Raw genomic sequence first — 12,301 nt, forward strand, 5'->3', positions numbered from 1 at the left:
AATGACCTGCAGTCAGGGCCGGTTTCTGGTGGGTATGGTAGGCCCGGCAGGACTTGAACCCGCAACCAAAGCGTTATGAGCGCTCTGCTCTAACCAATTGAGCTACAGGCCCGCCATAGTTGTGTGCGTAAGGCCGCAGGCAAGGGAGGTCAAGAGTGCAGCGCACGTTGCAGTCGCGTCTTTTATGCTCTAATCCGCGAACAGCGACTGCAGGGGCCAGGAGAACGAGCATGACCGCGCCAAAAAACGGAATAACCTATGCCGATGCCGGGGTGGACATCGACGCCGGGAACGCGCTGGTGGACCGCATCAAGCCCGCCGCAAAGCGCACCAGCCGGTCCGGTGTGATGGCAGGTCTTGGCGGTTTTGGCGCCCTTTTTGACCTGAAGGATGCCGGCTATTCTGACCCGGTGCTGGTTGCGGCGACAGATGGTGTAGGCACCAAACTGCGTATTGCAATTGATACCGGCTATGTCGACAGCGTGGGCGTGGATCTGGTTGCTATGTGTGTGAACGACCTGGTGTGTCAGGGTGCGGAGCCACTGTTTTTTCTCGATTATTTCGCCACAGGTGCGCTCGACACAGACAAGGCAGCGCGGATTATCGAAGGTATCGCCCGTGGATGCGAAGGGGCAGGGTGCGCGCTGATCGGTGGCGAGACTGCTGAAATGCCCGGCATGTATCCGCCCGGTGATTTTGATCTCGCCGGTTTTTCTGTCGGTGCCATGGAGCGTGGGAGCGATCTGCCGGCTGGTGTCGCCGAAGGTGACGTTCTTCTGGGGCTCGCCTCTGACGGTGTGCATTCGAACGGGTACAGCCTTGTGCGGCGCCTCGTTGAGTTGTCCGGTCTGGGCTGGGAGGACGCCTGTCCCTGGGCAGATACGACGCTGGGGCAGTCTTTGCTGACCCCGACACGCCTTTATGTACGCCCGGCACTCGAAGCCATCAGATCAGGCGGTGTGCACGCGCTTGCCCATATCACCGGCGGTGGCCTGACCGAGAACCTGCCGCGTGTCCTGCCCGATGGTCTTGGGGCGCAGATCAACCTCGACAGCTGGACGCTGCCGGGTGTTTTTGCCTGGATGGCCAAAACCGGCGGTATGCAGGAACAGGAGATGCTCAAAACCTTTAACTGCGGGATGGGTATGGTGCTGTGTGTGGCATCCGACCGGGCGGATGCGCTTTCGGAACTGCTGAGCGCCGCAGGCGAAACTGTCACACAGATCGGCGTCGTTTCGGCCACTCCGGGCGTTCAGTACGACGGATCTCTTCTGTGACAACGCGGGTTGCCGTCTTTATCTCAGGTGGCGGGTCCAACATGGTAAAGCTGCTCGACAGTATGACAGGCGATCATCCTGCAAGGGCCTGCGTGGTCCTGTCCAATGACCCCGGTGCGGGTGGGCTGGAAAAGGCGCGTCAGCGCGGCGTGCCCACCGAAGTGGTGCGCCATCAGCCGTTTGCCGGGGACCGGCCCGCGTTTGAGGCTGCGGTGACCGCAGCACTCACACCGCACGCCCCTGATCTGATCTGTCTTGCGGGCTTCATGCGCAAGCTCACCGGCGGTTTCACGGACCCGTGGCAGGGCCGGATGCTCAACATCCATCCGTCTCTTCTGCCGAAATACAAAGGGCTGCACACACACGCCCGGGCTCTGGAAGCGGGCGACGATGTTCACGGCTGTACCGTGCACGAGGTCACCGCGAAACTGGACGACGGGCCGGTGCTCGGTCAGGCACAGGTTCCTGTGCTTCCGGATGATACACCTGAGACACTGGCCGCCCGTGTTCTGGTTGAGGAGCACCGACTTTATCCGGCTGTTCTGCGGCGTTTTGCAGCTGGCGACAGAACACCGGTTTTCCTGCGGTCGGGAGAGCCGTAATCGGGTTCTGGTCTTTCAGAGGTTACTCGTGTAACAGTGCCGCGGTGTGGGGCCGAGCCAAGAAAAAAGATTTGCCCGTATGAAGACCATCACGACAACTCAGGAACTCGCAGCCTTCTGCCAGGAGGCGGCACAGCACGACTATGTGACGGTCGATACTGAGTTTTTGCGCGAACGGACGTATTACTCAAAACTGTGCCTCGTACAGCTGGCGATGCCGGGCCGTACGGATGATACTGCGGTCCTGGTTGATCCGCTGGCGGACGGGTTGTCACTGGAACCCCTCTACGATCTTTTCCGGGACAGTTCGGTGGTCAAGGTTTTTCACGCGGCGCGCCAGGATCTGGAAATCTTTTTCGTGGATGCAGGCGTTTTCCCGGAGCCGCTTTTTGACACGCAGGTCGCGGCAATGGTCTGCGGGTTTGGCGAGCAGGTCGGCTATGAGACGCTGGTGCGCCGGGTAGCGAAAAAGCAGCTTGATAAGACCTCGCGTTTTACCGACTGGTCCCGCCGGCCGCTTACGTCCGCGCAAAAGACCTATGCGCTGGCGGATGTGACGCATCTGCGCGAGATTTATGAATACCTGGCCAGACGGCTGGAAGAGACGGAACGCAGCCGGTGGGTGCGCGAGGAACTCTCCGTTCTGACCACTCCGGGCACCTATGTGGTTGAGCCGCGTGAAGCCTGGCGGCGCGTCAAAACCCGGACCAATTCGCCAAAGTTCCTGGCTATCGTGCGGGAACTCGCCGCGTTCCGCGAAACCTATGCGCAACAGCGCAATATTCCGCGCAACAGGGTTTTCAAGGATGACGCGCTCGTGGAACTGGCGTCCAACAAACCTAAAAACAGCGAAGAGCTGGGCCGATCGCGCCTGCTGCTGCGCGAAGCGCGCCGCGGAGATATTGCTGACGGCATTCTTGCCGCTGTTACGGCAGGCCTTGAGTGTCCGCAGGATGACATGCCGCGGCCGGACCGGACCCGTGACAAGCTCCAGGTGAATCCTGCGCTGGCGGATCTGTTGCGGGTGCTGCTCAAGGCAAAAACGGAAAGTGCCGGCGTGGCCGCCAAGCTGATTGCTCCTGCGGCAGACCTTGACGCGATTGCAGCAGGGCTGCGCGATGTGCCCGCGCTGTCGGGCTGGCGGCTTGAAGTCTTCGGATCGGATGCGCTGCGCCTGTGCGAAGGCAGGATCGGCCTTGCTGCTGACGGCTCTGACGTGCGGATCGTCGAAATCGATTGATCCTCAGCGGCGTGACACCTGCGCGTTTGTGACACCTTCGACTCTGATGCTGCGCACGCCGCTCAGTGTCTGGTCGGTGACCTTGCGGGCTGCCGTCACCTCGCGCGTGGCCGGCCCGCCCGTTTGGGAAATGTCGTCTGGTCGGATACCTTCCAGACGGTAACTCAGAACGCCGTCCTCGGATTGTTCATCATCAAGCGCCGGTGTCAGGCGTACATCGTACACCCCCTGTACGGACGCAATCCCGGTGGCCCGGATAATGGCACCGCCTGGCACACGCTCGATCACCAGATTGCTGATCGTGTCAATTGGTTCGCCCGTGTAAATCGCGGCTCTTTCACGACTGCGGGCGAAGAGGCCCGTGTTTTCCGGGATCAGCGGGTTGTCGTTTTCAACCTGCGGGGCAGGGGCCTCTGAACTGCTGCCGCCGAACCAGTTGAAAGGGTTCAGACTGCTGTCACGCACTGAACCGCATCCCGTGAGAACAAGTGTCGAAATCAAAAGGGCGGAAACTGATGTGCGCATGGTGCCTGCCGTCGTTAACTTCTGTCCGGTGTAGCCTGTCCGGCCGGTCTTGAAAAGCATCAAGGAAGGGTCTGGACCTTTCATGTATCGCGACTTAGGTCATACGCGAATGTCGGAGAAAGCACATGGCACAGGCAGCATTTGAGGAACTGGTCGAGGACTTTGAGTTTCTGGACGACTGGGAAGACCGGTACCGGCTGGTGATTGAAGAAGGTAAGGCAATGCCCGCGCTGGATGCAGCGCTCAAGGTTCCGGCGACAAAGGTTGACGGGTGCGCCAGCCAGGTCTGGCTGCATGTCGTCACAGAAGGCGGCACTCTGACCTTTGACGGCGAAAGTGATGCGATGATCGTGAACGGTCTGATCGCCGTCCTGCGCCGGCTTTACAACGGTCTCAGTGTTGAAGAGATCAACGCCATCGACGCCCGCGCGGAAATGGGGCGCCTGGGTCTGAATGATCACCTCTCTGCACAGCGTTCCAACGGTCTGAGAGCTATGATCGAACGTATCCGCGAAACGGCCGCTGCAGCGGCCTAAAGCCGGGCGAGCGCTGTTTTCAGGTCCCCGTATCCGGTCAGGCGGCGCTCAAAGGCGAGCCCCAGGCGGTCAGCACATTCTTTCGCTTTTTCCGTCAGGGCGGGATCATCGGTTTGTGCCTGATAGATCAGTTTTTCGTAGTTGCCGAAATACATGTCGCGCAGATCGGGATGGCGGTCGAGGCCCATCGGGCGGATCACAAAAGCGTCGAACTGGCGTACCAGGAAATCTGTCAGGTAAAAAGCCGTGAACTCGTCCCCGGCGCGCTCGGCGAATGCTTCATTCCCTTCGAAAAAGCTGTAGCAGTGTGGCCCTGCAATCATGCTGACACCCATCTCGTCACAAGCCGCCTGCAGCAGGCCACCAGTGCCGCAGTCGGCATAGACGACAAAAATGTCATCATAGTTATTGCGATGGGCATTGACCGCTTTGCGCACCTCTTTAGTGATTTTGTCCGGGTAGAGATGCAGTTTTGCCGGCAGGCAGGTCAGATCGAGGTGGTCCCAGCCATTTGCCGTGCGCAGATCCAGTATTTCCCGCGCCAGCGCGCCACAGGCGATCAGAAGAACCCGCCCGGTCCGGTGCCCGAGCGGCAAACCCTGTTCGGTCAGTTCTGCATCCTGGATCTGTGTCAACAGACAGCCTCCTGTCACAAAAAAGCCTGCGCCGGTGTCCCGGAGCAGGCCTTTCAGAATACTGCACCTGTAGCGTCAGGCGGATTTCTGATTGTGCTTGCGTCCGACCCATTCCTTGGCGGTTTCCACTGCCACAGCGGCATCGCGGCAATAGGCATCGGCACCGATGGCCTTGCCGAATTCTTCGTTCAGCGGTGCGCCACCGACGAGCACAATATAATCATCGCGCACGCCCTGTTCGACCATCGTGTCAATCACGACTTTCATGTAGGGCATTGTGGTGGTCAGAAGCGCGGACATGCCCAGAATGTCGGGCTCTTCGGTCTCGAGCGCTTCCATGTATTTTTCAACAGCGTTGTTGATGCCCAGATCGACAACTTCAAAGCCCGCGCCTTCCATCATCATACCGACAAGGTTCTTGCCGATGTCGTGGATATCGCCTTTGACGGTGCCGATCACCATTTTACCGACGCGGGGTGCGCCGGTTTCGGCCAGCAACGGCTTCAGAATGGCCATGCCGCCCTTCATCGCGTTGGCTGCCAGCAGCACCTCCGGCACAAACAGAATGCCGTCCCGGAAATCATGCCCCACAATGGTCATGCCGCCGACAAGCGCTTTGGTCAGAATGTCATAGGGCTGCCATCCGCGCTCCAGCAGGATGTTCACGCCTTCCTCGATTTCTTCCTTCAGACCGTCATAGAGGTCATCGAACATCTGCTGGACAAGTTCTTCGTCGTCCAGTTCTGACAGGATGATATCGTCTTCTTCGTCGGACATGGGCTTACCTTTCTGACGTCACGCGATGCGTGCAGTTTCTGTTCTGTATTGCGACAAATCGGGTGCGTCCAACTGTCACAATAGCGACACCGCCATATCCGGGGGCGACTTTTCCACAGGAATTTCCGGCTATACCCCGGAGCCTAAAAGGGTTTTTCCAGTTAATTTACAGAGTATCGGCGTCTGCCGTCCGGAGGTTTCCGGTTGTCTCAGCGGGCGGCCCGACGCCGCCGCGCGGTGCGCCGCGCAGGCTGTTCACCCTCGCCGGTGCCGTCGGTTGCGGAAGAGAACGCGCCCAGCCTGCCCGCGATCTCCTCAAGCGACGGGGGAGATGTCATCACACGGGTATCCAGAGCCTCGCGCATGTGAGCCAGATGTTCCGGCATCGTGCCACAGCATCCGCCGATCACACGGGCACCACAGGCCCGCGCCATAACAGCGTAGTCCGCCATCAGTTCGGGGGTGCCGTCGTAATGGATATGGCCGTCCATATACTTGGGGATCCCAGCGTTGCCCTTGGCGATCACCGGCTGATCCGGCCCCTGAGCGGCAAAGCCAAGGATGGTGCGCAGCAGATCGGACGCTCCCGTGCCGCAGTTGGCCCCGAAAGCAACGGGAGCTTTGTCCCCCAGATCATTGACCATGCGCACCATGTCCGAACTGGTCACGCCCATCATCGTGCGCCCGGCTGTATCGAAGCTCATGGTTCCGCACCAGGGCAGACCGGCGAGTGCGAAGCCCTCTGCCGCGGCTCTGTATTCCTCCGGCGCACTGATTGTTTCCAGCCAGCCGATGTCGGCACCGCCTTCTTTCAGGCCATCGGCGGTCTCGTGGAACATCTCCACAGCAACCGCATGGCTCAGCGTGCCGACGGGTTCCATGATCTCACCGGTCGGGCCGACGGAACCCGCCACGATCACCTTGCGCCCGGCGGTGTCGGCAACCTCGCGGCCGATCTCGGCCGCGACACGGCTCAGTTCATGCGCGCGTTTTGCGGCATCGTGCAGCTTGAGGCGCGAGGCATTCGCCCCGAAGGAGTTGGTCAGAAACAGATCGCTGCCGGCATCAACCGCGCCTTTGTAGAGCGTCGTGATGCGGTCAGGATGTTCGGTGTTCCACAATTCCGGCGCATCGCCGGACATCAGGCCCATATTAAAGAGGTTGGTGCCTGTGGCACCATCGGCCAGCAGCGTGCCTTTTTCCTGCAGCAACGCTTCGAATGAGTTGGTCATGCCCGGGGCCTTTCAAATTCCGAGCCTTCCCCTCTCAGAATTGGCCGCTCCAGGCAAACTCATAATATTCACATTTGTTATGAGTTTTCCGACATGTTCCCGGGGCGGAATTGTAACGCCCCGGAAAATCAGCTTTGTCCCGGTCAGACTTCGTTCATGATCTGGCCTTTGGCCACCGCCATCAGCTCGACCATTTTTGACCGGATCGTCTGTTCGTCCGCGCGGCCTCCCAGATCGCCGGACACCTTGCGGTATACGTCTTCGTCGCCGGCTTCCTCAAAATCAGACTTCACCACCTCTTTGGCGTAATCAGCAGCTGCATCGCCGGATTTACCAAGCAGTTCCGCCGCCCAGAGCCCCAGCAGCTTGTTGCGCCGCGCCTCTGCCCTGAACTGCATCTCTGCGTCATGGGCGTATTTGTTCTCAAACGCATTTTCGCGGTCGTCAAAGGTGCTCACGGGGGTCTCCTTGTGGTGATGATTTGCTGTTTATACAGATATGCGGTGTGGAATCGTCCGGCGCAAGGGTCGCTGTCTTGCAGCATCACCGGCGTTGCACTAAGAGGAGCGCAGCGGGGGCGGGTCTGCCGTCGCTCATTCGCGAAAGGACGCCCATGGCCCGGCGCAAAAAAATTTACGAAGGCAAAGCAAAAATTCTGTATGAAGGCCCGGAACCGGGCACGATTGTTCAGTATTTCAAAGACGATGCCACTGCATTCAACGCTGAAAAGAAAGCCGTGATCGAAGGTAAGGGTGTGCTGAACAACCGCCTGTCCGAGTTCTTCATGACCGGCCTGACCCAGATCGGGGTTCCGAACCATTTTATCCGCCGTCTCAATATGCGCGAACAACTGGTCCGCAGCGCCGAGATTGTACCGCTCGAAATCATCGTCCGTAACTACGCAGCCGGAACTATGTCTCAGCGGCTTGGGCTCGAAGAGGGCACGCAGCTGCCGCGACCCATTGTGGAATACTGTTACAAAGATGACAGCCTCGGCGATCCGCTGGTGACCGAAGAGCACATTGCGGCATTCGGCTGGGCCAGCCAGCAGGACATGGATGACATCCTGAGCATCGCACTGCGTGTGAACGATTTCCTGTCCGGTGTCATGCTCGCTGTCGGTATCCGGCTGGTCGACTTCAAAATCGAGGTGGGTCGCGTCTTTGACGGCGATTTCCCACGGTTGATTGTCGCTGACGAGATCAGCCCGGACAGCTGCCGCCTCTGGGATATTGAAACCGGTCAGAAGCTCGACAAGGACGTGTTCCGCCGCGACCTCGGGAACCTGACTGACGCCTACACGGAAGTTGCCAAACGCCTTGGCGTGATGCCGAAGTCCGCAACACCCGTCAGCAAACCAACACTGATCAACTGATCCAGCAACAAAGGAAGATCACAGTATGAAGGCCAGGGTGCATGTCATGCTCAAAAACGGCGTTCTCGACCCGCAGGGAGAGGCCGTGCGTCACGCGCTGGGAGCGCTGGGTTTTGATGGTGTGAACGGAGTGCGTCAGGGAAAAGTCATCGAGCTGGACCTGGCAGACGGCACAACGGAAGCCGACGTCACAGCGATGTGTGAAAAGCTTCTCGCCAACACGGTCATCGAATCCTATTCGGTGGAGCTGTCCTGATGCATGCTGCCGTCGTCGTTTTCCCCGGATCGAACTGCGACCGCGATCTTGCGGTGGCATTTGAGGCCGCTGGTGCAAAGGTTTCGATGGTCTGGCACAAGGACACATCCATGCCCGATGGCGTGGATATTATCGGCATCCCGGGTGGGTTCTCCTTTGGGGATTATCTGCGCTGTGGGGCGATTGCCGCGAATTCGCCGATCTGCCGGGCGGTTGCTGATCATGCGGAGCGGGGTGGCTACGTCATCGGCATTTGCAATGGTTTCCAGGTTCTGACGGAAACAGGTCTGCTGCCGGGCGCGCTGCTGCGAAACGCAGGACTGAAGTATATCTGCCGGACGGTTGGCCTGCGGGTTGAGACGTCTGCGTCGGCCTTTACTGAAGGCTACAACGCGGGTGACGTGATCAACGTGCCCATCGCGCATCACGACGGCAATTACTTTGCAGATGACGACACCATTGCCATGCTGCAGGACGAAGACCGCGTCGCCTTCCGCTACACAGACAACCCGAACGGCGCCCGCGCGGACATCGCCGGTATCCTGTCAGAGAACCGCCGCGTTCTCGGTATGATGCCTCACCCGGAACGGGCGGCGGATGCCGGCCATGGCGGCACGGACGGTCAGGCGCTCTTTCGCGCATTGGGCGGTGTCCTCAGCACAGCGTGACTTGAGGGTGACCACACCTTCGGCATAGTCTGAGACATGTCTGCTGATACTGATCCGGATCCACCAGCCCTGACCAACAGCTGGCGCGTGCGCGCCGCTGTGGTTGTGCTGATTGTGCTCGCGGTCACGGTTGTATCAGTCACCAACAAACTGCTGACGGACCGGTTCACGGAAAGCACGAAGAACCGGGCAGAGCTGCGCCTGGCGCTCTACAGCGGGAACCTGCTCGCAGAACTGCGCCAGAATGCGATTGTGCCGCGGCTGCTTGCGCGCGACGCCGAACTTGTCGGCGCGCTGAACTCCGCCGACTATACGGCGTCCACACGCAGGCTGATCTCCTTTGTTGAGGAGATCGGTGCCGCCTCGCTGATGCTGCTGGACATCGACGGGCGCACTGTTGCCGCCACGGACAGGAACAGGCTTGGGTCGGCCTACCGCCAGGATGCCTTTTTTGTGGACGCCGTGCGTTCGAATGCCACGGTTTTCACGGTCGCGCAGCGGGACACCGGTGCCTATGATTTCATCTATTCCCGTCGTGTAGAGTTCGGATCGGAAGTCCTGGGCGTCATTGTCGTCGAGGTTGCACTGCAGAAATTCGAGGCCGCCTGGGCGGGCATTTCCGATGCGGTGATCGTCACCGACAGTACGGGCGCGATTATTCTGAGCACCGAGCCGCGCTGGCGCGGGCGAACCGAAGAAGAGGCGCTGGCCCGTCAGACACCTCAGAACGCGATCCAGCGGGCGATCCAGGCAACTGCAGACTGGACCGCGCTGCCGGCGGAAGCATACCTGCAGGGCGAGGCGGTGATGCGGCTTGAGACGCGCATTCCGTTCCGGGGCTGGAAGCTCACCTCCTTCACCACCTATGCCTCGGTGCGTGAACGCGTAAACGGCGTGCTGGCCCTCGAAATCATGGGGTTTGCGATTCTTCTCGCGCTGACCTTCTATGCCCTGAGCCGCCGCAGCGCGTTGCGCATGGCGCTTTTTCAGCAGGAATCCGCTGAACTGCGGTCCCTGAACGTGGCGCTGCAGCGGGAAATCGCCGAGCGCAAAAGGGTGCAGGAAACGCTGGCAGTGGCCGAACAGACGCTGGAGCAGTCAAGCAAACTGGCCGCTCTGGGCGAGATGTCTGCGGCTGTCAGTCACGAACTCAATCAGCCGCTGGCGGCGATGAAAACCTATCTTGCCGGCGCGCGGCTGCTATTGCGGCGCAACCGTCAGGAAGAGGCGCTTTCGTCGTTCGGACGGATCGATGATCTGATCGAACGTATGGGGGGCATTACACGCCAGCTGAAGTCATATGCCCGTAAAGGCCAGGAGGCGTTTACCCCTGTAGACATGGGCGAAGCGCTGGCATCGTCGCTGTCGATGATGGAACCGCAGCTGCGTCAGCGGCAGGTTGAGATCGCCCGGATCATCCCCGATGCCCCGGTCCGCGTGATGGGGGACAGGCTGCGCATCGAACAGGTGATGGTGAACCTGCTGCGTAACGCTATTGACGCGACCAAGTCCGAGCGTCAACCTAGGGTGGAAGTCATGCTCTCTGCCGGAGAGACCGCAACGCTGACCGTCCGGGACAACGGGCCCGGGATCGAAGACCTCGATTCGCTGTTTGAGCCTTTCTACACCACCAAACAGCCCGGGGACGGCGTGGGCCTGGGGCTTGCCATCTCCTCGGGGATCGTTAACGACCTTGGAGGAAGGCTTACTGCCCGTAACGGACAGGCAGGGGGCGCAGTATTTGAGATGCAGTTGCCGGTGCTGACCGGTGACGAGGCGACACAGGCAGCGGAGTAAATCATGGCTCAGGCGATGAAAATTGCGATTGTGGATGACGAACAGGATATGCGGCAGTCGATCAGCCAGTGGCTGGCCCTGTCCGGATATGACACCGAAACATTCGGCAGTGCAGAGGATGCGCTCAAGGTGCTCGGGCCGGACTATCCGGGCATCGTCATCTCGGACATTCGTATGCCGGGCATGGACGGGATGCAGTTTCTTAAAAAGCTGATGGGCAGCGACAGTGCGCTGCCGGTGATCATGATCACCGGTCACGGCGATGTGCCGATGGCGGTCGAGGCGATGCGCGTGGGTGCGTATGACTTTCTCGAAAAGCCCTTCAATCCAGACCGGATGAGTGAACTGGCCAAGCGGGCGACCGGCGCGCGCAGGCTGGTGATGGATAACCGGGCCCTGCGTCGCGAGTTGAGCGACGGCGGCCAGATCATGAAAAAGCTGATCGGCCAGTCCCCGGTCATGGAACGTCTGCGCGAGGATATCCTGGATCTGGGCCAGGCCGATGGTCACGTGCTGATCGATGGCGAAACCGGAACAGGCAAGACCCTGGTGGCGCATGCGCTGCACGCGGTTGGCAGCCGGGCCGGCAAGAAGTTTGTGCTGGTCAGCTGTGGCGCATTCGAAGAGGAAGCGCTGAGCAAGCGTCTTTTCGGACCGATGATGCCCGAGGATGCGCAGTTGCCTGCGATCGAGGAAGCCCGCGGCGGCACGCTGGTGCTTGAGGACATTGAGGCACTGTCAGAGACCATGCAGGCGCGCCTGCTGAGCGTGATCAACGAACAGGGCACCCCGGCGGAAACCCGTATCGTCGCGATCTCCAATCTGCAGGAAGCCGGCCGCACGTCCGAGGACGCGCTGCGCGCAGATCTTTTTTACCGCCTGGCAGCCCTGCGGATCACTGTGCCGCCGCTGCGGATGCGCGGCGAGGATATCCTGACGCTTTTCACCCGCCTCAGCGAGCAGTTCTCCGATGAGTACGGATGTGAAGCGCCCAAAGTGACCGCACAGGAAGCCGCGCAACTGCTGCAGGCGCCCTGGCCGGGCAACGTGCGTCAGCTGATCAACGTGGCTGAACGCGCAGTGCTGCAGTCGCGTCGCGGGGCAGGGACGATTGCCTCGCTTCTGATGAACGATCACGAAGACATGCAGCCGGTGATGACGACCGAAGGCAAGCCGCTCAAGGAATATGTTGAGGCGTTTGAGCGCATGCTGATCGACAACACCATGCGCCGCCACCGTGGCTCCATTGCCAGCGTTATGGACGAGCTTTGCCTGCCGCGCCGGACGCTGAACGAAAAGATGGCGAAATACGGTCTCGCGCGGTCCGATTACCTCTGACATCCGGCTTTGCGGGTCCGGCGCATTTGGGTGACGGGCCCGG

14 protein-coding genes and 1 tRNA gene are annotated in these 12,301 nt (G+C 60.1%); 9 read left to right on the top strand and 6 right to left on the bottom strand.

All coding sequences use genetic code 11. The features are described from left to right. Positions 1 to 35: 35 nt before the first annotated feature. Positions 36 to 112: transfer RNA gene (locus ACZ1HA_RS06245), tRNA-Ile, on the bottom strand. A gap of 118 nt (positions 113 to 230) precedes the next feature. Here ACZ1HA_RS06245 and purM point away from each other — a divergent pair. The 3 genes from purM to rnd all read left to right on the top strand — a co-directional run bounded on the left by purM (position 231) and on the right by rnd (position 3,119). Further along, complete coding sequence (purM, locus tag ACZ1HA_RS06250) at positions 231 to 1,277, top strand: phosphoribosylformylglycinamidine cyclo-ligase (protein WP_472713277.1); 1,047 nt, start codon at positions 231 to 233, stop codon at positions 1,275 to 1,277. Next, positions 1,274 to 1,879 (top strand): phosphoribosylglycinamide formyltransferase, encoded by a 606-nt coding sequence (gene purN / locus ACZ1HA_RS06255; RefSeq protein WP_472713278.1) that lies wholly within the window; start codon positions 1,274 to 1,276, stop codon positions 1,877 to 1,879. Before purM ends, purN begins: the two co-directional genes overlap by 4 nt. A 79-nt stretch (positions 1,880 to 1,958) precedes the next feature. Continuing rightward, a complete protein-coding gene (gene rnd, locus ACZ1HA_RS06260) occupies positions 1,959 to 3,119 on the top strand; it encodes a ribonuclease D (RefSeq protein WP_472713279.1) in 1,161 nt (386 codons plus the stop codon). 3 nt (positions 3,120 to 3,122) lie between these two features. Here the strand turns inward: rnd and ACZ1HA_RS06265 are convergent, their stop codons facing one another. Then, positions 3,123 to 3,584 carry a hypothetical protein gene (locus ACZ1HA_RS06265; RefSeq protein ID WP_472713280.1) on the bottom strand — a complete coding sequence of 154 codons (462 nt, stop codon included), beginning with the start codon at positions 3,582 to 3,584 and terminating at the stop codon, positions 3,123 to 3,125. Positions 3,585 to 3,769: 185 nt separating this feature from the next. Between ACZ1HA_RS06265 and ACZ1HA_RS06270 the strand changes: the two genes are divergently transcribed. Next, the gene (locus tag ACZ1HA_RS06270) at positions 3,770 to 4,180 is read left to right on the top strand and encodes a SufE family protein (protein ID WP_375227865.1); all 411 of its coding nucleotides are present in this window, start codon (positions 3,770 to 3,772) and stop codon (positions 4,178 to 4,180) included. On the opposite strand, the gene ACZ1HA_RS06275 is transcribed toward ACZ1HA_RS06270, so the two are convergent. From ACZ1HA_RS06275 to ACZ1HA_RS06290, 4 genes are all read right to left on the bottom strand, one after another. Further along, on the bottom strand, positions 4,177 to 4,815 hold the full coding sequence (locus ACZ1HA_RS06275; RefSeq protein ID WP_472713281.1) for a DUF1638 domain-containing protein: 639 nt from the start codon (positions 4,813 to 4,815) through the stop codon (positions 4,177 to 4,179). The two genes, ACZ1HA_RS06270 and ACZ1HA_RS06275, sit on opposite strands and share 4 nt — an antisense overlap. 75 nt (positions 4,816 to 4,890) lie before the next feature. Continuing rightward, positions 4,891 to 5,592: a corrinoid protein gene (locus ACZ1HA_RS06280; RefSeq protein WP_375227863.1), complete on the bottom strand. Its 702-nt coding sequence runs from the start codon at positions 5,590 to 5,592 to the stop codon at positions 4,891 to 4,893. Positions 5,593 to 5,801: 209 nt separating this feature from the next. Then, on the bottom strand, positions 5,802 to 6,824 hold the full coding sequence (gene bmt / locus ACZ1HA_RS06285; protein ID WP_472713282.1) for a betaine--homocysteine S-methyltransferase: 1,023 nt from the start codon (positions 6,822 to 6,824) through the stop codon (positions 5,802 to 5,804). 143 nt (positions 6,825 to 6,967) lie between these two features. Continuing rightward, entirely contained in the window at positions 6,968 to 7,282 is a 315-nt protein-coding gene (locus ACZ1HA_RS06290; RefSeq protein ID WP_375227861.1) for a DUF1476 domain-containing protein, read from the bottom strand. Between the two features lie 155 nt (positions 7,283 to 7,437). Between ACZ1HA_RS06290 and purC the strand changes: the two genes are divergently transcribed. From purC to ACZ1HA_RS06315, 5 genes are read left to right on the top strand one after another with little or no spacing between them, the layout of a single operon-like run. Beyond that, a complete protein-coding gene (purC, locus tag ACZ1HA_RS06295; protein WP_375230862.1) occupies positions 7,438 to 8,199 on the top strand; it encodes a phosphoribosylaminoimidazolesuccinocarboxamide synthase in 762 nt (253 codons plus the stop codon). A 25-nt stretch (positions 8,200 to 8,224) separates the two neighbouring features. Beyond that, the gene (gene purS / locus ACZ1HA_RS06300; RefSeq protein WP_375227860.1) at positions 8,225 to 8,455 is read left to right on the top strand and encodes a phosphoribosylformylglycinamidine synthase subunit PurS; all 231 of its coding nucleotides are present in this window, start codon (positions 8,225 to 8,227) and stop codon (positions 8,453 to 8,455) included. Next, positions 8,455 to 9,123 (top strand): phosphoribosylformylglycinamidine synthase subunit PurQ, encoded by a 669-nt coding sequence (gene purQ, locus ACZ1HA_RS06305; RefSeq protein WP_472713283.1) that lies wholly within the window; start codon positions 8,455 to 8,457, stop codon positions 9,121 to 9,123. Before purS ends, purQ begins: the two co-directional genes overlap by 1 nt. Before the next feature lie 36 nt (positions 9,124 to 9,159). Beyond that, a complete protein-coding gene (locus tag ACZ1HA_RS06310; protein WP_436399405.1) occupies positions 9,160 to 10,920 on the top strand; it encodes a sensor histidine kinase in 1,761 nt (586 codons plus the stop codon). A gap of 3 nt (positions 10,921 to 10,923) precedes the next feature. Then, complete coding sequence (locus ACZ1HA_RS06315) at positions 10,924 to 12,258, top strand: sigma-54-dependent transcriptional regulator (RefSeq protein WP_375227858.1); 1,335 nt, start codon at positions 10,924 to 10,926, stop codon at positions 12,256 to 12,258. The last annotated feature ends 43 nt before the right edge of the window (positions 12,259 to 12,301 follow it).

The sequence above is a fragment of the Roseobacter sp. S87 genome, from assembly GCF_055693285.1.